This window comes from Corynebacterium canis, from assembly GCF_030408595.1.
In the GTDB taxonomy this organism is placed as follows: Bacteria; Actinomycetota; Actinomycetes; order Mycobacteriales; family Mycobacteriaceae; genus Corynebacterium; species Corynebacterium canis.
In genome coordinates this window covers 275,435-293,082 of record NZ_CP047080.1, presented here as the reverse complement: position 1 = coordinate 293,082, position 17,648 = coordinate 275,435, and the positions used below count along the sequence as shown (strand labels likewise).

Genomic DNA, 17,648 nt, shown 5'->3' with positions numbered 1-17,648 from the left:
TCTCCCCTAAAGTTTGCGGGCAATATCAGTAGCGAAATATGTGAGGATCTGATCCGCACCGGCGCGTTTAATGCCGAGGACGGATTCCATCATCGCGGCATCGCGATCAATCCAACCGTTGCGGCCCGCGGCCTCGATCATGGCGTACTCGCCGGACACCTGATAGGCGGCCACCGGCACAGTGACCCGTTGGGCCACCGCCGACAACACATCCAGGTACGGCATGGCTGGTTTCACCATGACAAAGTCCGCGCCCTCTTCGATGTCCAGGTCCACCTCTAACAAGGATTCCTTAAAGTTCGCCGGATCCTGCTGGTAGGTGCGGCGATCCCCGGTAAGGGACGAACCCACGGCATCGCGGAAGGGCCCGAAAAACGCGGACGCATACTTCGCTGAATACGCCATAATAGCCACTTCGGTGAAACCTGCGGTATCCAATGCATTTCGAATGGCCAACACTTGGCCGTCCATCATGCCCGACGGGCTCACGATATGCGCCCCGGCCTGTGCCTGCGCAACCGCCATCTGCTGATAGTGCTTTAAGGTGGCGTCATTGGCCACGACGCTGGTGCCAAAATTATCGGTCTCCAGCACGCCGCAATGCCCATGATCGGTAAATTCATCGAGGCAGGTATCCGCCATCACCATAAGATCGTTGCCGAACTCCTCACGCAGCACGGCGATGCCCCGATTCAAAATGCCTTTTTCATCCCACGCGCCGGAGCCAATCGCATCCTTGACCCGTGGCACCCCAAACAGGTCCACGCAGCGAATGCCCGCATCCAATGCCTCGTACGCAACGCGCTTCAGCGAATCGAAATTGTGTTGGTACACGCCCGGCATTGACGGAATCTCGCGGGGCCTTGTGATTCCCTCCGCCACGAACATCGGCAGGATCAGGTCCGTGGGCCGCAGGCTCGTTTCGGCAACCAGTTCGCGCATCGCCTGATAGTTGCGCAGGCGGCGGGGACGACGAATCATTTAACTACTCCTTTTCCGACGCTTCTTTCGCGGCGGCGGCAGCTGACCGGCGGCACGCAGGCTGGCTACGTGGGCCGCGAGGGCGTCGACAAGCGCGGGGACACTGGCCACCTCCGGTTGTACATCAACGCGCAACCCCGCTTCACGCGCAGCGGCGGCGGCCATCGGACCGATACAAGCAATGATCGTACGCTGGTGCGGTTTCCCCGCAATACCAACCAAGTTTTTTACCGTAGATGCGGAGGTAAAACACACCGCGTCGAAACCGCCGGACTTAATCATGTCGCGCACCTCAGCGCTCGGCGGGGCGGCGCGCACGGTGCGGTAGGCGGTAACATCATCGACCTCCCAGCCCAGCTCCGTCAGGCCCTCCACCAGCACATCGGTGGCGATATCCGCGCGCGGCAACAGCACGCGGCTCACCGGATCCAGCTCGGGATCAAACTCGGGGAACACCGCGACCAGTCCGCGCGCGTTCTGCTGGTTGCGGTCCGGCAACAGCTCGGGCGTAATGCCCAGCTCGCGGATCGCCGCAGCGGTCTTCTCCCCCACCGCCGCGATGCGCACCCCCGCGAACGCGCGCGCATCCAGGCCGAACTCCGTGATTTTCTCCCACAACGCATTCACGGCATTCGCACTGGTGAGCGCCACCCACTGGTAGCGCCCCTCCACGATGCCTTTGACCGCGCGTTCCATTTGCGCCGGATTGCGCGGCGGCTCCACGGAAATCGTGGGCACCTCCTGCGGGATCGCGCCATGGGACGCCAAGCGGGTGCTCATCGGCCCCGCCTGGTCCTTCGCCCGCGGCACCAATACCCGCCAGCCATACAGGGCGCGGTTTTCCCACCAGGAATACTTGGTGCGATCATCCACGCCCTTGCCCAGCGTAACCACCAGCGTGCCCGGCATATCGCCATTGAGCTTGCCGAGGGTGCCCAGCGTGGTGTCGTACGTGCGCTGCAGCCGCGTGGTGCCGTTCACCGTCACCGAAACCGGCAGGCTGCTGGCCAAACCCCGCGCCTTCAGCTCGGTGGCGATGGTTTGCAGATCCTCCGCAACGGCCTGCAACACAATGGGCTGCGGCGCGGTGGCCAATTGATCCCAATCAAGATCCTGCGTCACCCGGGTCTCGGTATAGGTAGATCCCAGGGCGATGCCGGCAAAGGCGGGCACGGTGGCGGGCACGGACATGCCGGGCACCACCTGAAATTCCAACCCCGCCTCGCCCACGGCATTGATTTCGCGCAAAATACGCTCATTGTTCAGCGGATTGCCCGCCACCAGCCGAATCACATCATGGCCCTGGTTTACCTCGGCGGCCAGCGCGGCGGCGACGTCATCGGGGGCGGTATCGGGGGCGACGTCGTGAATCTCGGCCGCGGTGGGCGCTTCCGGGCGTGGTGGTTTGCGGCGCGCCCCGGCCTCCCGGGCCCGCTCGCACATAGCTTCGTATTCGGCCTCGGCGGCACGGAGGCGTTCTACCGGGACTTCGAGCTCACTTGCGATAATTCTTCGAATGCTGGGAAGTACCTGGGGGTCCGCATAGGCAACCGCAGTAGTGCCCAGCACGTCGCGGGCGCGGACCGTCAACAAATCCGGGTTGCCCGGTCCGGCACCTACAAAAATGACAGTGCCTGCCGACGAGGGGACGTAACTCATACAGTTCATTTCTTTAAGGAGACCAACACCTGCGTAAACGCACACGCGCGCCCAGTTGCGGAAACCTTAAGTGGACCTCTTCGCAAGGTGGGCGCATGCCATGTGGTACGTCAACGATAAAACATCAGCGCGGCGTTAGCGAATGCACATCTAACGCAACAGCTCAGCAGCACCTCGCTGCAGCAACATCGCCGCCGCTTGGTTACCTAACGCGACGGGATCCTCACCAGTGAATGAATCCACCAATTGCCGCGAGCCATCCAAGGCAAACACCCCGGCAGTGACCGTATTTCCGGAGGCGTAGGCGGCAACGGGTGCCGTGCAACCCGCCTCCAGGCTCCGCAGCACGCGGCGTTCCACTGTAGTCTCCCACGTCGCCTGCCGGCATGCCAATGGCGCAATCACATCCGCGACCTCCGGCCGGGCCTCCACGGCGAGCGCGCCCTGCGCCGGCGCCGGCAGAAAACGATGCGGATCAAATAGTTCGGTGGCGCGGTCGAGCACGCCGATGCGCTGCAGCCCCGCCGCGGCCAGGACCACCGCATCGAGGTCCGCGCCCACCCGCGCCATGCGGGAATCGATATTCCCCCGCAGCGGCCGAATATCCAGGTCCGGCCGTATCGCACGTAGTTGCGAAATGCGGCGGGGTGCGGAGGTGCCCACCGTGGCGCCCTCCGGCAGCTCAGCCAAGGTCATTCCGGCGCGCGCGATCAGCGCCTCCCGCACGTCCGCTCGCTTCGGCACCACCAGCCGAAAACGCTGGTCGGGCGCGGTGGGCAGGTCCTTGAGCGAATGCACGGCGATATCGCATTCGCCGCGCGCCATCGCCTCCCGCAGCTCCTGGGTAAACACCCCGACGCCGATGCGTTCCACGGGGGCCTGGGACCTATCGCCCGGCGTGGATACGATAGTCAGTTCGCATTCCACACCGCGCTCCCGCAGCGCATCGCGGATATGCCCCGCCTGCGTGGTGGCCAGCTGACTGCCGCGCGTGCCGATCCTAAGCATGTGTCTTCCTCGTCCCCAGTTCCGTGTCCAAACCGAACAGCTCCTGCAGCGCCGATTCATAGGACACAGTGCCGGAACGCGCCGCCAATTCCTTCACCTTCACCGTCGGCGTATGCAACAGCTTATCGACGACGCGGCGCACCGTCCGCGTCACCTCCGCCCGCTCATCGTCCCCCATCATGGGGGTACGTTGGGTGAGGCGTTCCAACTCCACATCGATCAATTCGGACGCCTGCCTCCGCAGCGCCGCCACCGCGGGCACCACGTCACGCACCCGCTGCGCCGAGGTGTACGCATTGAGTTCCTCAGCCACGATGTCCAGGGCATCCACATGCATGGTCGCTTCCTTCCGAGCGCGATGTAAACGTTCAATATTCACGAGGTTGATGCCGGGCAGCTCGCCCACCTCGTCTTCAATGTCACGCGGCATGGACAAATCGATCAGCGTGAGCGGGTGCCCAGCGGGGATATCCTCCCTGGTCACCGTGAAAATATCTGCACCGGTCGCGGACACCACGAGGTCCACCGAGGGCAGCGCCTCCACCCGCCGCTCATAGTCGACCACCTCCGCAGGTACGTTCGCCTCACGCGAGTGCTCGGCCAAGATTTCCGCTCGACTGCGCGTTCGATTGGCAAGGACGAGCTTGGCGACGCCCAGCCGGCCCAGGTGCGTGGCCGCCAACGACGCCATCACCCCCGCACCGATCACCATCGCGACCTTGCCCCGCAGATTCTGGTCGCCTACCGCTTCATCGAAAGCGAAGGAAACCATGGAGGCCCCGGCATCATCGATATCGGTTTCGGTATGCACCCGCTTGCCGGTGTGCAGCGCGCATTGCGCCAGGGAATGCAAAAACGGCCCGGCGGTGCCGTGCTCGCACGCCTGCTGGTAGGCGAGGCGAACCTGACCAATGATCTGCTGTTCCCCCACCACCATCGAGTCCAGCCCGGAGGCGACCACCAGCATATGCTCCGCCGCAGCATCGGCGTAGCGCACGTAGAGGTGGCTACGAAGGACGTCGATATCCACGTCGCTGGCGCGGTGCAGCACCTCAACAACCTCGTTTACCCCGGTGTTAAAACTCGTGGTCACCGCGTATATTTCGATCCGATTGCAGGTGGAAACTATCATTGCCTCGGAGAGCGAAGGGCACGCTACCAGATTGATGGCGGTCTGCGCCCGCGCATCATTGTCCATGCTGACCTGTTCAAGAACAGCCACAGGTGCTGATCGGTAAGACATCCCGACCACAAGCACGCTCATAGGCCACCTTTCGTAACATGTAAATCATCCAAAAGGATGATTTACAACCGTATCCTGCCGTGAGCCGGGTTACAACAAAGCCTGCACTAAGTCTTCTAGATCGACTTCCCAACATGCGAATTCTTCATCGTCGAGCAACACCACGGGGACCCTATCGCCGAACTCTAATGCTAGGGCGCGATCACTATCCACGTCCAACACGCTAAACCTAGCACCAGTGGCGACCACCGGACCCTCGATTTCGGCCCGGACTCGCACACACGAACCACAGGATTTTCGTACCAAGAGCTGCACCGAATGGGGTTGGGGCATAGTGTGTTTTCCTTACAATGACGGGACTTGCCTACGATTGGAGACGATACCCACTCCAGCTGCATGAGGAACACCTACGTGACAACCCCCGGTTTCGAGCCCGCACCTGAGGATTACCTGGCAAGCCTCAGCGCCTCTCGCGGCAATCTCCGGCGTTTTCTAGAGGAACATGCCCTTCCCCCTGTGGGCGATGCCGAACAGCGCACAGCGGGCCTCGCAGCAGTCGCAGAGGCGTTCGGATTGGACGTGGATGAATTCGCCGCCGGGATAGAAACAGTTTCCGGCTCCGAGGAGGCTGCCGGGGGCCCACCCGTACACAATGGCGAACGGGTGGAAGCCGCCGCCTTCTTCGACGTGGACAACACCTTGATCCAAGGGGCCTCCATCATCGTCTTTATGATGGGCCTGGCGCGACGCCGCTACTTCAAGGCCAGCGAGGTGATCCCCATGGCCTGGAAACAATTCAAATTCCGCATTACCGGCACCGAAAACGCCCACGATGTGGCGCACGGCCGCCAGCAGGCCCTGGAGTTTATCCAGGGGCGCTCCGTGGATGAATTAGTCACTTTGTGCGAAGAGATCGTGGACGACCGGATGGTGGAAAAGATCTGGCCAGGGACCCGCAAACTGGCGGAAATGCACCTTGCGGAAGGCGAACAGGTGTGGCTGGTCACCGCCACCCCGGTGCAGCTCGCCCAGATCCTCGCCCGCAAGCTCGGCTTTACCGGCGCGTTGGGAACGGTCGCGGAGGCCAAGGACGGCGTGTTTACCGGCCGCCTCGTTGGGGATATCCTGCACGGCCCCGGCAAACGCCACGCGGTGGCCGCGTTGGCGGCGGTCGAGGGCCTCGACCTCTCCCGCTGCACGGCGTATTCGGACTCGATCAATGACATCCCGATGCTGACCATGGTTGGAACAGCCGTTGCAATCAATCCGGATTCTAAATTGCGCCGGGAGGCTACCCGCCGCGGCTGGCATATTCAGGACTACCGCAATATCCGCAAAGCGATTCGCACATATGGCCTGCCCACATTGGTGGCCGCGTCGCTGAGCTATCGGCGGTGGCGGGGGCGGGGGCGTCGAAAATAAAAACTCGCCCTGGGAACTTCCTAGGGCGATAATTTTTATTTACCGAGTTTCCGACGCTGAACGCGGGTGCGACGGAGCAGCTTCCGGTGCTTTTTCTTTGACATGCGCTTGCGGCGCTTTTTGATGACAGAACCCATAAGGTTGTCCCTCACTTAAACAATCGGTGATGTACGTACTGACCTGCCAGCGAACGCCAAAGTGCACTCTCGGGTGGGCTGACGCCCCTCGGCGCTGACACGAATGCCCACAATCTTACAGTTTGGTGCCACTGTGAAACAAAAGGGGCCCGTAATCAACCCACGTTGTAGTAAGAAGAGTCTAGATACTCATTGACCGCGTTCTCATGTACTCGGAACGAACGTCCCACGCGTACCGCGGGCAGCTCACCGGAGTGAACGAGGCGATACACCGTCATCTTGGATACGCGCATAATCTCTGCGACCTCAGCGACGGTGAGGAACGTTCCGTTATCTTCATGTGCCATATTCATTCAACCCTTCAGCCAGCGCGTGCTGCAGGCTTCCCCTCCTGCAGAATGACTGGTCACGCGCGTGCTGAAATCAGCCTACCGTGAAACTTGTGACTATTGCGACAAGCGTCGTCACATTTGTTATCAAGTGCACCATGCTTCACAGCAAACTCGCTGGTTACACCAATTCTGCACAAAAGTCTCAACCTTCACTTGATTCCCCCGCGTATTAGCCCCTTTCGGGGCGGATTGATTAGCAAACCTGACAAAACAAAGTAGCTAAACCAATCAATTCTTTTCGGCGGGCGAATCCTGGCCGAGCTCCTTTGAGCGCCGCGCGCACGCCTCCGTGGCGTCGTAAAACGCCTTACGTAGGCCGCACTCCTCCAGCTTCCTGATCGCGGCGATGGTGGTGCCGCCAGGCGAACACACATCCGCCCGCAGGCTCGACGGCTCTCGGTCCGTCTCCTTCAGCATCGCGGCGGCGCCATATAACGCGCCCACGGTGAGCTCTCGCGCCATTGTGCGATTCAGGCCAAGGGAAACCCCAGCGTCGATCATGGCTTCCGCCACCAAAAACGCATAGGCGGGCGAGGAGCCGGAGAGCGCCGTCACGGCGTCCATCTCCGATTCGGACACCACCACAACGGTGCCAACACTAGCCAGCAATTCACGCACCTGTTCGAGCTTCTCTTCGCCGGCGAAACGGCCCGGGGCCACCGCGCTCACGCCCTGGCCCACCAGCATCGGCGTATTCGGCATCACCCGGATCACCGGCGTGCCCACCGGCACCGCGTCCTCCAACGCCCGCAGCGTAATGCCGCCGGCCATGGAAATCACGGTGGTGTCGATCTCATTTTCATCCACCACGTCCGCGATCTCCGCGAGCACGGCAATGGTGTCCTTGGGCTTTACGCACAAGAACACGTAATCGACGCCATCGACAGCCTGGGAGTTATCGGTAAAGTCGACGACCCCGTAGGCCGCCGCCAATTCCTGCCCGCGAGCCGGGTCCGGGTTGGTCACGGCGATGCCTTTCGGCGGTTCGCCGCCCGCGATCAGCCCCGCAATCAGGGCCTCACCGATCTTTCCGCCGCCAATCACTGCAATTCTGGTCATGGTGTATACCATGCCATGTTGCGCGCGGCAGCGCACAGGCTTTCACACCGGAGTTACAGGCCCGCGACCGCCATCGGGCCGAAGGTCATGGCCAAGCCCGCCAGGCCCGCCAAACCCATGGACAGGAAATCACGCTCCGTGCGGAGGGCGTGCACCACGCCCACGATGCCACCCGTAACGGCGAGCGCCAACAATGCGACGATCCAGTTAGCGAAGCTGCGCCACAGCATCTCAAAACCTAGGAAGAGCGCCACACCGACCACGATCGCCAGCAGCGTCATGCCAATGATCGCCAGGAAGGAAACCTTGCCTTCCTTCTCGCTCTCCTTCGGGTCACGCTTCACCGGCAGCGGCCGCGCCTGCGTGTTCCCCTGCGGGTCCGGGATTGGCGTATCCACGACCGGCTGCACCTGGGTTTCGGTTGCCGACGGCGCGGGCCCCGGGATAGGCCCACCCTGCGGCGTTGGCTTCGTACGGGCGTTCCTACGATCGGTGCGCGGCGCCTGGCCGCCCATCGGGATCACCGCGGCGATATCCGGACGCTGAATCTCCCCGTGGTCCTCCGGCACATCCGCATCCGGCACCGCCGACATCTGCGTGGTTTCCTGGGTTTGAGGGCTCGCCGCTGCGGCAGCGGCCTGCGCCTGATCCGGCGTGATCGCCTCGAACGCGCCCGTGGTCAACCGCACGGGGTCGTTCTCGTTGACCACACTGATCACCATGGTCTTATCGGTGCTCGGGGTGGACGCCGGCTCCGCCTGCTGCTGTTGCTGTTGCTGCTGTTGTTGCTGCTCCTCCTCGTGCTGCTGCAGCCACGGCGGGGTGTCTTCCTCAGCGGGTTCTTGGTCCTCCGGAAGCATCCAAGGCGGAGTTACCTCCTCCTCCTCTTCTTCCTCTTCCGTAATGATCCACGGCGGAACCTCCTCCGGCTCCTTCTTAGCCTCTTCCTCCGCAGCGATAAGCCACGGCGGGGTTTCCTCCTCTTCCTCGGCGGAAGGAACAATATCGTTCGCCGGAGTGAGCCACGGCGGCAGCGGCTCCTCCTCGGGTTCCGGTTCCGTGGCGGTCAGCCATGGCGGAGTCTCTTCTTCCTCCTCCTCTTCCGCGGTTACCGCGGTAAAGCTGCTGCTCGGCGGGTGGGAATCCAACAACCACGGCGGGGTATCGTCTTCCTCCTCCTCGGGTTCCGGCTCTGGGGTCGGAGCAGGAGCTGGAGCCGGGGTCGGGGCTGGGGTCGGGTCGACCGCCGTGAAACTCCCGCTCGGGGCGTCCACGCTTTCCGCCAACCAGGGCGGAGTATCGTCGTCAACCTCACTGGGTTCCGGTTCCGGCTCCGCAGGTTTCTTCACTACTGTTTCTTCGTCCTGCGGCGGTGAAGGTGCGCGCTTCGGCTGGAACGGGGCGTCGATAGGCTCGGCGCTGTGACGCGAATCTGTCGGCACCGCCTTGACGACAGGGATCGAGCCAGTCAACTCCGCAACAGAGACGCCACCCTCTTCTAAGCTGCGGCGACGGCGGCGTGGAGCCTCAACGCGCCCTTCTTTAGCGGCGCGCTCCATCAATTCAGCGACGGTGAGTTGCTTTTCACTCATGATTCCTAGTCCAATCCCTTGTCGATACGGCGCAGGATAACGCCTTCACGCAATGCCCAAGGACAAATTTGTAGTTGTTCCAAACCTAATGCCCGCATAGCTGCTTCCGCCACCAGCGCACCTGCGACTATCTGGTGGGAACGGTCAGCGCTCACGCCCTCAAGCTCGGCACGATCCGCGGCAGTCATGCGGGAAATAAAAGCGATGAGCTGGCGCAAACCCGGAGCGGTAAGGGTGCGGGTAACTCGCGGCCCGGCGGATGACGGTGCGGCACCCGTGAGCCTGGCTAATGTACGAAAAGTCTTTGAAGTACCCACGGCGAGATCGCTCACACCGCAGGTTCGGATCGCACGCGACGCTTCTACTAATTCAGCGTCGATGTAATCCCGGAGAATATTGACCTTTTTTCGTTCCGGCGGGTCAGTATCAAACCACTGGTGGGTAAGCCGTCCCGCGCCGAGGTCAAGTGAGAATGCGGCATCAGGTTCTTCATCTGCACCTGTGGAAAGCTCAAGTGATCCACCACCAATATCGAGGTTAGTGATGCGGCCTGCGGACCAGCCGTACCATCGGCGGACCGCAAGGAAAGTAAGCCGGGCTTCGTCTTTGCCTGAGAGCACCTCGAGGCGAATCCCGGTGTCTGTTTCTACCGAGTCTAGGATCGCTTCACTATTAGCAGCAGAGCGGATCGCAGACGTTGCAAAGGGCATAAGGTCCCCACAACCGAGAGTCTCGGCAAGATCCTTTGCTTCCGCTACGGCCTTGATCAGCTTCTTCCTTCCTTTCTCATCAATGGCACCGTCGCCGTCGAGGTGTTCAACCAGCCGCAAGCTCGTCTTCCAATCACTCATCGGGGTCGGGTGCCCGCCTTGGCGGGCGTCCACAGCCACCAAGTGAACCGTGTTACTGCCCACATCCAATACACCTAATCTCACACGACTAAGGGTAGACGGTCTACCGTTACCAAGTGTGAATCAACGCTCAATTAATCTTGGTTTTCCTTCAACCTCTCCTGCTGCTGCATCAATTCGATCTGGGGCCGAATTAGCGCCAGATTTTCCTCGGGACTGGTTTGAATTTACCAATCCCGAGGACCCATTACATATTTTCTCTTGTGATTTGACATGGTTAGAATCCCATTGGCGTTGTGGATTTGGCACAACTTGCCAAGGCATCGACGCTTCTAATCATACTGTGGGTTGCTGCATCCATGGTGCATTTATTTGCGATGAGGAAGATCGTGAGCAGCTTGTCGACGCCGTGTCCCGTATGCCGGCACGTTTCTGGCAGCACCGTCCAGCCGACGTCAATGATTGGGACGTGCTCGAACCCTGGCTGGAATGGGACGAATTAGACGACGATGACGGCAACCCCGAGCCCGCATTAAAAACGACGCTTGTCGACGGCGCATGCATCTTTGCCAACCGCCCAGGGTGGCCGACGGGCGCGGGTTGCGCGCTCCACCAATGGGGAGTTTTCGCAGGTGAGGACCTTACCGTGGTGAAACCGGAGGTGTGTTGGCAGCTCCCCTTGCGGCGCCTGGAGGCCTATGAAGAACGCCCCGATGGGGTGGAAATACTACGCACCACGATCACCGAATATGACCGTCGCGGGTGGGGTAATGGTGGCGAGGATTTCGATTGGTATTGCACCACCGCACCGACTTGCCACGACGCCCCCGACCCTGTTTGGGTATCGCATGAACACGAGTTGCGGGTCCTGATGGGGGACGCCCCATACGAAGTCTTGGCGGCGCATTGCAAAGCCCGTTCCGAGGTAAATCAACCCGGCATTTTAAGTATCCATCCAGCCACTCAGGCAAATCTCAAGCGTCCATAAGGTTGACTCCATTTGCCCCCTAAGCATCATTGAGACGCTCAAAATATTGGGGACTCGATTGTGTATTTATTAAAATGGATCGCGTGCTACATGATCTTGTAATTACACTATTGTGACACAACAAAACGGCGTTCATATTTGCCGCGATCCAATGGAGATAAAGAACGGATACCTGTAGAAGTAATAGGCTATACAAAATATTAGATAGTGGAACACCCACCCCCACCCCTGGACAGATAGCAAGAGTGCAGCAAACACGCCCTGAGCTGTGGACATGACAGCGCCAAGCCCCAAATGAGAATGGCGGACCCCCACCGTTACCGCCGGAAATCACACCTAGAGAATGCTCTACAAAATCCCCTCGACGAAGCTTGCCAGGGCCCGTGAATCCGCCCTATAAACGCCGCATACGCTGCAAGTTTTCAACTGCATTCAGGAGTTTATAAAAGCCTCGTGCACAACCGTCGTGCAGGGATTTTAGTGTACAGAATGCCCCTGAGCACACCTTAAGAGAATGCCCGAACCTTAGGCTTCAAATTTGTAACCAAGTCCCCGTACAGTAATCAAATGTCGCGGACGCGAGGGCTCCTCCTCGATCTTGGAACGCAGCCTTTTCACGTGCACATCCAGCGTCTTGGTGTCGCCAACGTAGTCCGCTCCCCACACGCGATCGATGAGCTGGCCACGGGTAAGCACCCGGCCCGCGTTCCGCAATAAGTATTCCAGAAGATCGAACTCTTTCAGGGGTAAATTCACGGGGGTACCCGCGACGGTTACGGTGTGTCGTTCGACATCCATGCGCACGCGGCCGCCATCCAACACGTTCTGCGCCGGGATCTCCTCGGTATCCCCGCCTCGGCGGAGCACCGCCCGGATGCGCGCGATAAGCTCCCGGGAAGAATACGGCTTGGTCACATAGTCGTCTGCGCCGAGCTCTAGGCCGACGACCTTATCTATCTCCGAATCCCGCGCCGTCACCATAATCACAGGCACGCTTGAGATTGCTCGCAGCTGTTTGCACACCTCCGTGCCCGACATGCCCGGCAGCATCAGATCAAGCAGGACGATATCAATGTCGTGCGCCTCGAATTCCACCAATGCTTGTGCGCCGTCCGCCGCCCACACGACGTCGAATCCTTCCTTGCCAAGCAGAAAAGCCAACGGCTCCGCTAAGGATTCCTCATCTTCCACAAGCAAAATTCGAGTCATAGTTATCCTGGTTCCGGAAGGGTCAAATCGTCCGCTAGGTTATCGGCTATTATAGTCCGCGTTTCCGGCTGGTAGAGCGGGAGTTCGAGCGTAAACGTGGAGCCATATCCCAGGCGTGACCACAATGAAATCGATCCCCCATGGTTCGCCGCCACGTGCTTGACAATGGCTAGGCCCAGGCCGGTTCCCCCGGTGGAACGTGAGCGCGCCTTATCCACCCTAAAGAAGCGCTCGAACACCCGCTGCTGGTGCTCCGGCGCAATCCCGATGCCGCGGTCGGCCACCTGGATCCACACCGTATCTTCATCCACAAGCTCCTGGGTCACCGCCACCGGCGTCGCATGCGGCGAATAGTTCACGGCGTTTCCGATAAGGTTTGCCACCGCCGTAACCAGCAGGTTTTTATCGCCATTGACGGTCAGCCCGCCCGGCTGGTCCCGCGTAATGGTGATCTCCGCCGCCTCCGCCGAAAGCTGGTTGCGCGCGATGGCCTCATCGATAACCTCGTCGACCGAAACCTGCTGCAAATTAGGCAGCGCCTCCGCGCCCTGCAGCTTGGACAACGAAATAAGCTCCGTGATCATATCCGCCAGGCGATGCGCTTCCTTAACCAAGCGTTGGCTGAAATGCTCGACCGTTTCGGGATCATCCTTGGATTCAATAAGGGCCTCGGCGAGCAGCGCCATACCACCAACGGGGGTTTTTAATTCGTGGGAGACATTTGCCACAAAGTCCCGCCGAGCGGACTCCATGCGCACATTTTCCGATTCATCCGTCGCGTACACCACCACGAATCGGGAATCCACCGGACTTAACTGCTGGATCACGGCCTGCACGGCGGTGACCTGCGTTGCCCCCTTGCGTCGCGGGATCTCCATGGGGAGCGTTCGCGATTCGTGATCCTCATGCACCTTGAGGGCCTCCGCCCACACATCGGGATTAATGGTGCGTTCGTGCACAATCCCCATGTCGTGGGCCCGGGCATTCGACAAGATCACGTCACCGTTGCGGTCCAAGACGGTCACCCCGGTGGGCGAGCCTTGAACCGCAAGGTGAAGCACCTGGCTCACAGTATTAATCTGATTGACCGCCAGGGTTGCCGCCTTGCGGCGGCGGAGGATGCGCCGTCGGATCCCACGCAGGAGCCAACGGTACATCGCCCAGGCAAAAACCGTGCAGGCTATGCCAAGGAAAAAATACAGCACGCCTACTTGTTGCCCTGAGCAGCGACAGCGGCGGCACCAGCGGCGGCGGCCTCCGGATCCAGGTAGGTACCACCCGGGTTCAGCACCTTGCCATCCGCATCCAACTCGTAGACCAGCGGGATACCCGTCGGAATATTCAGGTTGGCAATGTCCTCGTCCGAAATATTATCCAGATACTTCACCAGCGCGCGCAGCGAATTGCCGTGGGCGGCGATCAAGACGGTCTCGCCACGAAGCACGCGCGGCAAGATTTCCTCTTCATAGTACGGAATGAAGCGTTTTACCACGTCCAGCAGGCATTCCGTGTCCGGCACCTTATCCAGGTCGGCGTAACGCGGGTCGTGCGCCTGGCTGTACTCGTTGTCCTCTTCCAATGGCGGTGGCGGGGTGTCATAGGAACGACGCCACGCCATGAACTGATCATCGCCGTACTTGGCCTTGGTCTCAGCCTTGTTCAGGCCCTGCAGCGCACCGTAGTGGCGTTCGTTCAAACGCCAGTCCCGAACCACGGGGATCCACAGCAGGTCGGCGGTGTCGAGGGCGATGTGCGCGGTGCAGATAGCGCGGCGCAGCAGCGAGGTGTACAGAACATCAGGAAGGAGATTCGCTTCGCGCAGCAGTTCGCCACCGCGCTTCGCTTCGGCCTCCCCCTTCTCGGTCAAAGCGACGTCAACCCAACCAGTGAACTGGTTGGAGGCGTTCCATTCGCTCTGACCATGGCGCAGGAGAATTAGCTTTCCAGTAGTCATAAGTCCGATTCTGCCACTTCCCAGACAAACGCGTCGGAAAGTTGCCTAACCGCGAGCTTGGCGGTCAAAACAACTATCCGGCGCCTCGCTGACTACCTGCGTATAACAGGAAAGCAGGTTGCTTGCGGTGGCAGTCCACGAAAACCTCCGCGCATGCTCCACGGCGTCCTGACCCATTCGAATGCGAGTGTCATTGTCATCGAGCAGCTGCGCCAAGGCGTCCGCCCAATCCAGCGGATCGTGCGATTCCACCAATAACCCCGTCTCCCCCTCCGCCACGGCGATAGGCAAGCCACCCACGCGGGCCGCCACCACGGGCGTTCCAGTCGCCTGCGCCTCGATAGCGACCAGCCCGAAAGACTCGTTATAGCTGGGTACCGCAACAATATCGGCCGCCCGATACAGCATCACCAATTCCTCCGGCGGGCGCGGATCCATAAAGCGCACGCGGCGGGCCACCCCCAACTCCCGCGCCAACTCTTGATAGGTCTCCGGGGTAGCGTGCGGGCCGGAAGGCCCACCGCAAATGATCACACGCAAATTCCTGTTCGGATCGCGGCGGAACAGCTCGGCGGTGGCCTTGATCAGCACCTGCGGGCCCTTAAACGTTTGCAGCCGACCCACAAACACAACCACCTTGGAATCCAATGGGATGCCCAATTCGCGGCGGGCGCTCTCCGTGGCTCGATCACTACCCGGCTGGAACAAATCCACATTCGCGCCCGGTTGCACCACGATGATCTTGTCCGATCGGGCATCGTAATGCCGCTGCAGGTCGAAGGACTCCTCCTGGGTATTCACCACCAAGGCATCCGCATTATCCACCAATTGCTGCTCGCAGATCCGGCGCGCCTCCGATTCCACAGAATCATCATCAGCCCGATACGCGTTTTTCACCGCCGCCAATGTATGCGCGGTATGCACCAAAGGAATCTCCCATAGGTCGCGCAACAACCATGCCACCTGGCCGGACAGCCAATAGTGGGAGTGCAGGGCGTCGTAACTCAATTGGTTGCACCGCGCATACACCAGGATTCCGCCTGCAAACGCCGCGAGCTGCGTGGGTAGGGCCTCCTTTTCAAGACCCTCGAACGGGCCGGACACAATATTGATCACGCGGAAATTCGGCGCCACATGAACCACTTCCCCCTGACTGGGACGCGTCGCCCGGGTATACACATCCACTTGCACCCCCTGCCGGGCCAACTCACGCGCAGTGGAATAAATATATACATTCATTCCGCCCGCATCGCCCGTTCCGGGCTGCTGTAATGGAGAGGTATGCATAGAGATCATCGCGATGCGCATGGATACGAGTCTAGTTGTGCAACTCCGTCCCACCCTGCCGCGACGTGCACAATAAGCTCATGGTAAGACTGAATTAATCTAAATGAAGTTACGTCTGGGTAACTTGCCAGGCTCAACGAAGGGACACGGTAGATGTCGGCATCCGAAACAAAGGCATGGCTCGAGCACTACGCTGCATGGACGCCCCACACCTTGGACTACGGCGAAACCACGCTGCTGGATATTTACGATAACAACCTCGCCGTAAACGCCGACAAAACCGCAACCTACTTCTTCGGGCGTACGCAAACATATGCGGAAATGGACCGGCACGTGCGAAGTGCCGCCGCTGGCCTGAAAGCCTTCGGAGTGCGCCCCGGAGACCGCGTGGCCATCATGCTGCCGAACTGCCCGCAGCACCTCATCGCCTTCTACGCGGTGCTGAAACTCGGCGCGATTGTGGTGGAACACAACCCGCTTTACACCACGCACGAACTCGAACACCCATTTGCGGACCACGGGGCGCGCGTGGCTATCTGCTGGGACAAAGCCACCCCCACTTTGGAACGCCTGCGCGACACCACGAGCCTGGAAACCATCGTCGCCGTGAATATGATCACCGCCATGCCGCGCATGAAGCAGCTGGCGCTGAAAATTCCGCTGCCCTCGCTGCTCAAAACGCGCGCCAAGCTCACCGCCCCCGCCCCTAACTCCGTGCCGTGGGAAACGCTCATTAGTTCGGCTATTGGCGGCGACGGGCACGATATTGTGTCCAGCGAAACCGTCACCCGCGATAGCATTGCGCTTATCCTGTACACCTCGGGCACCACGGGCACGCCGAAGGGCGCACAACTCAGCCACGGAAACTTGTTTGCGAATCTCCTACAGGGCAAGGCGTGGGTCCCCGGGCTTGGCGACCAAAACGAACGCATGCTCGGAGCGCTCCCCATGTTCCACGCCTACGGGCTTACGATGGTGGCCACCCTCGGCGTCTATGTTGGGGCCGAAATCATGCTGCTACCTGCGCCGGACCTGAAGCTCATCATGGAAATAATGAAGAAGCGTACCCCGACGTGGGTGCCCGGCGTGCCGACGTTGTACGAAAAGATTGTCGACGCCGCGACAGAGCAGGGCATCAACGTCTCCGGCGTGCGTAACGCATTCTCCGGCGCCTCGACTCTTCCCGTTCGTACCGTCGAACGTTGGGAGAATATTACTGGGGGCCTGCTGGTGGAAGGCTATGGGCTGACCGAAACCTCCCCCATTATCGTGGGCAACCCCATGACCAAGGATCGCCGCCCCGGCTATGTGGGAGTCCCCTTCCCGGACACCTCGATCCGCATCGCCAACCCCGAAAATCTCAGCGAAACCCAGCCGGACGGCGTGGAAGGCGAAGTTTTGGTGCGGGGGCCGCAGGTGTTCAAGAGCTACCTCAACCAACCCGAGGCGACCGAAAACTCGTTCCACGACGGGTGGTACCGCACCGGCGATGTGGGCGTGATGGAACCGGACGGCTTTATCCGCTTGGTCGCCCGCATCAAGGAAGTGATCATTACCGGCGGCTTCAACGTCTACCCCGCCGAGGTGGAAGAAGTGCTGGTCAGCCACCCAGACGTTGAGGACGCCGCCGTGGTAGGCATGCCGCGCGAGGACGGATCCGAAAACGTGGTCGCAGCCATCACGCTCGTGGAAGGCGGTGCCCTAGATCCCGATGGCCTCAAGGAATACTGCCGTGGGCTACTCACCCGCTATAAGGTGCCGCGCACGTTCTACCACTTCGACGAAATGCCCCGCGACCAGCTGGGCAAGATCCGCCGCCGCGACGTACAAGCCCAGCTGATCGCCCGACACGGGAAGAAGTAACCG

At 60.6% G+C, this 17,648-nt stretch carries 17 protein-coding genes; 3 read left to right on the top strand and 14 right to left on the bottom strand.

All coding sequences use genetic code 11. The annotated features are described in order from the left end of the window. Positions 1–6: 6 nt before the first annotated feature. The 5 genes from hemB to CCANI_RS01270 all read right to left on the bottom strand — a co-directional run bounded on the left by hemB (position 7) and on the right by CCANI_RS01270 (position 5,224). Positions 7–981 (bottom strand): porphobilinogen synthase, encoded by a 975-nt coding sequence (gene hemB, locus CCANI_RS01290; protein ID WP_146324300.1) that lies wholly within the window; start codon positions 979–981, stop codon positions 7–9. After that, complete coding sequence (locus CCANI_RS01285) at positions 982–2,640, bottom strand: bifunctional uroporphyrinogen-III C-methyltransferase/uroporphyrinogen-III synthase (RefSeq protein WP_146324299.1); 1,659 nt, start codon at positions 2,638–2,640, stop codon at positions 982–984. It lies immediately after the preceding gene. A gap of 150 nt (positions 2,641–2,790) precedes the next feature. Further along, on the bottom strand, positions 2,791–3,648 hold the full coding sequence (gene hemC, locus CCANI_RS01280; protein WP_146324298.1) for a hydroxymethylbilane synthase: 858 nt from the start codon (positions 3,646–3,648) through the stop codon (positions 2,791–2,793). Continuing rightward, positions 3,641–4,912 (bottom strand): glutamyl-tRNA reductase, encoded by a 1,272-nt coding sequence (locus CCANI_RS01275; RefSeq protein ID WP_146324297.1) that lies wholly within the window; start codon positions 4,910–4,912, stop codon positions 3,641–3,643. The genes hemC and CCANI_RS01275 overlap by 8 nt, the downstream gene beginning before the upstream one ends. A 69-nt stretch (positions 4,913–4,981) precedes the next feature. Then, positions 4,982–5,224, bottom strand: coding sequence for a glutaredoxin family protein (locus CCANI_RS01270; RefSeq protein ID WP_146324296.1), 243 nt, complete (start codon positions 5,222–5,224; stop codon positions 4,982–4,984). 63 nt (positions 5,225–5,287) lie between these two features. Between CCANI_RS01270 and CCANI_RS01265 the strand changes: the two genes are divergently transcribed. Beyond that, on the top strand, positions 5,288–6,313 hold the full coding sequence (locus CCANI_RS01265) for an HAD-IB family hydrolase (protein WP_146324330.1): 1,026 nt from the start codon (positions 5,288–5,290) through the stop codon (positions 6,311–6,313). Positions 6,314–6,348: 35 nt separating this feature from the next. Here the strand turns inward: CCANI_RS01265 and CCANI_RS01260 are convergent, their stop codons facing one another. The 5 genes from CCANI_RS01260 to CCANI_RS01240 form a co-directional block, all read right to left on the bottom strand. Next, positions 6,349–6,450 carry a 30S ribosomal protein bS22 gene (locus CCANI_RS01260; protein ID WP_003402602.1) on the bottom strand — a complete coding sequence of 34 codons (102 nt, stop codon included), beginning with the start codon at positions 6,448–6,450 and terminating at the stop codon, positions 6,349–6,351. Positions 6,451–6,605: 155 nt separating this feature from the next. Continuing rightward, on the bottom strand, positions 6,606–6,797 hold the full coding sequence (locus CCANI_RS01255) for a helix-turn-helix domain-containing protein (RefSeq protein ID WP_027012585.1): 192 nt from the start codon (positions 6,795–6,797) through the stop codon (positions 6,606–6,608). A 273-nt stretch (positions 6,798–7,070) separates the two neighbouring features. Then, on the bottom strand, positions 7,071–7,901 hold the full coding sequence (proC, locus tag CCANI_RS01250; protein WP_146324295.1) for a pyrroline-5-carboxylate reductase: 831 nt from the start codon (positions 7,899–7,901) through the stop codon (positions 7,071–7,073). A gap of 53 nt (positions 7,902–7,954) precedes the next feature. Beyond that, a complete protein-coding gene (locus CCANI_RS01245; RefSeq protein WP_246118213.1) occupies positions 7,955–9,493 on the bottom strand; it encodes an Rv0497 family membrane protein in 1,539 nt (512 codons plus the stop codon). Between the two features lie 5 nt (positions 9,494–9,498). Continuing rightward, entirely contained in the window at positions 9,499–10,428 is a 930-nt protein-coding gene (locus tag CCANI_RS01240; protein WP_146324294.1) for a Ppx/GppA family phosphatase, read from the bottom strand. Between the two features lie 34 nt (positions 10,429–10,462). Here CCANI_RS01240 and CCANI_RS01235 point away from each other — a divergent pair, with 34 nt between their 5' ends. Then, positions 10,463–11,332: a DUF3109 family protein gene (locus CCANI_RS01235; protein WP_146324293.1), complete on the top strand. Its 870-nt coding sequence runs from the start codon at positions 10,463–10,465 to the stop codon at positions 11,330–11,332. Positions 11,333–11,857: 525 nt separating this feature from the next. On the opposite strand, the gene CCANI_RS01230 is transcribed toward CCANI_RS01235, so the two are convergent. From CCANI_RS01230 to mshA, 4 genes are read right to left on the bottom strand one after another with little or no spacing between them, the layout of a single operon-like run. Beyond that, positions 11,858–12,541 carry a response regulator gene (locus CCANI_RS01230; RefSeq protein ID WP_146324292.1) on the bottom strand — a complete coding sequence of 228 codons (684 nt, stop codon included), beginning with the start codon at positions 12,539–12,541 and terminating at the stop codon, positions 11,858–11,860. A 2-nt stretch (positions 12,542–12,543) separates the two neighbouring features. Beyond that, positions 12,544–13,698, bottom strand: a complete 1,155-nt coding sequence (locus CCANI_RS01225) for a sensor histidine kinase (protein WP_146324291.1) — start codon at positions 13,696–13,698, stop codon at positions 12,544–12,546. Between the two features lie 50 nt (positions 13,699–13,748). Further along, complete coding sequence (locus tag CCANI_RS01220; RefSeq protein ID WP_146324290.1) at positions 13,749–14,495, bottom strand: phosphoglyceromutase; 747 nt, start codon at positions 14,493–14,495, stop codon at positions 13,749–13,751. A 45-nt stretch (positions 14,496–14,540) separates the two neighbouring features. Continuing rightward, positions 14,541–15,803, bottom strand: coding sequence for a D-inositol-3-phosphate glycosyltransferase (gene mshA, locus CCANI_RS01215; protein ID WP_146324289.1), 1,263 nt, complete (start codon positions 15,801–15,803; stop codon positions 14,541–14,543). 132 nt (positions 15,804–15,935) lie between these two features. Here mshA and CCANI_RS01210 point away from each other — a divergent pair, with 132 nt between their 5' ends. Beyond that, complete coding sequence (locus tag CCANI_RS01210; RefSeq protein WP_146324288.1) at positions 15,936–17,645, top strand: long-chain-fatty-acid--CoA ligase; 1,710 nt, start codon at positions 15,936–15,938, stop codon at positions 17,643–17,645. The last annotated feature ends 3 nt before the right edge of the window (positions 17,646–17,648 follow it).

Coding starts and splice junctions, on each gene's coding strand:
- CCANI_RS01220 (WP_146324290.1), bottom strand. CDS start 14,495: ATGACTACTGGAAAGCTAATTCTCCTGCGCCATGGTCAGAGCGAATGG.
- CCANI_RS01210 (WP_146324288.1), top strand. CDS start 15,936: ATGTCGGCATCCGAAACAAAGGCATGGCTCGAGCACTACGCTGCATGG.
- hemB (WP_146324300.1), bottom strand. CDS start 981: ATGATTCGTCGTCCCCGCCGCCTGCGCAACTATCAGGCGATGCGCGAA.
- mshA (WP_146324289.1), bottom strand. CDS start 15,803: ATGCGCATCGCGATGATCTCTATGCATACCTCTCCATTACAGCAGCCC.
- CCANI_RS01260 (WP_003402602.1), bottom strand. CDS start 6,450: ATGGGTTCTGTCATCAAAAAGCGCCGCAAGCGCATGTCAAAGAAAAAG.
- CCANI_RS01245 (WP_246118213.1), bottom strand. CDS start 9,493: ATGAGTGAAAAGCAACTCACCGTCGCTGAATTGATGGAGCGCGCCGCT.
- hemC (WP_146324298.1), bottom strand. CDS start 3,648: ATGCTTAGGATCGGCACGCGCGGCAGTCAGCTGGCCACCACGCAGGCG.
- CCANI_RS01285 (WP_146324299.1), bottom strand. CDS start 2,640: ATGAGTTACGTCCCCTCGTCGGCAGGCACTGTCATTTTTGTAGGTGCC.
- CCANI_RS01265 (WP_146324330.1), top strand. CDS start 5,288: ATGAGGAACACCTACGTGACAACCCCCGGTTTCGAGCCCGCACCTGAG.
- CCANI_RS01270 (WP_146324296.1), bottom strand. CDS start 5,224: ATGCCCCAACCCCATTCGGTGCAGCTCTTGGTACGAAAATCCTGTGGT.
- CCANI_RS01225 (WP_146324291.1), bottom strand. CDS start 13,698: ATGTACCGTTGGCTCCTGCGTGGGATCCGACGGCGCATCCTCCGCCGC.
- CCANI_RS01275 (WP_146324297.1), bottom strand. CDS start 4,912: ATGAGCGTGCTTGTGGTCGGGATGTCTTACCGATCAGCACCTGTGGCT.
- proC (WP_146324295.1), bottom strand. CDS start 7,901: ATGACCAGAATTGCAGTGATTGGCGGCGGAAAGATCGGTGAGGCCCTG.
- CCANI_RS01230 (WP_146324292.1), bottom strand. CDS start 12,541: ATGACTCGAATTTTGCTTGTGGAAGATGAGGAATCCTTAGCGGAGCCG.
- CCANI_RS01255 (WP_027012585.1), bottom strand. CDS start 6,797: ATGGCACATGAAGATAACGGAACGTTCCTCACCGTCGCTGAGGTCGCA.